Here is a 667-nt window from a genome sequence, read left to right as displayed (position 1 = left end):
GCCGTTCGACGGCTCGGGCCGCAATTTTGACGGCAAGGGCTATCTCTGGCGTTCGGCCAGCGATGTCGCCAACGGCTTCTCGAAGGCGGCGGCCGCCCGCGCCCGCGAACTCGCCGACGATGAATACCGCCGGCTGCTCTATGTCGGCATGACCCGTGCCGAGGACCGGCTGATCGTCTGCGGCTATCACGGCAAGCGGGCGCCGAACACCGGCACCTGGCATTCGATCGTCAGCCGCGCGCTGATTGGCGCGCCGGAAAGCGAACAGCGTGCGCATCCCGCCGGCGGCGAGCCGGTGCATCGTTTCCACGTGACCAAGCTGCCGCCCGTCGCGGCGAGCACCGATGAACAGGCGCGGCAGACCGATGCTTTCGGTCCGTTGCCGGGAACCCTGTTCCGGCCCTTGCCGCCCTTCGAGGACCTGCCGCGGCCGCTGTCGCCATCCGGTGCCTCCGCGCTGATCGACGAAGGCAAGGAAGCGGTCGTCGACGAGGCTTCCCCGGTGCTGGCCGCCGATGCCGAACCGGGCTTTGCCGTGCAGCGCGGGCTCGCTTTGCACAAGCTGCTGCAGATGCTGCCCGGCATTGCCGAGGGTGAACGCCAAGGGGCCGCCGAGCGTTATCTCGCACGAACGGGTGCCGGGTGGCCGCAATCAGAGCGGGAAAAG

1 pseudogene is annotated in these 667 nt (G+C 69.0%); it reads left to right on the top strand.

The annotated features are described in order from the left end of the window. Positions 1–667 (top strand): annotated as a pseudogene (locus ACWTU8_RS31825) (double-strand break repair helicase AddA); the annotation flags it as partial.

Source organism: Mesorhizobium sp. BHbdii (assembly GCF_053848045.1).
The sequence above is the reverse complement of the archived record's forward strand: the minus strand, read 5'-3'. Positions and strand labels throughout refer to the sequence as shown.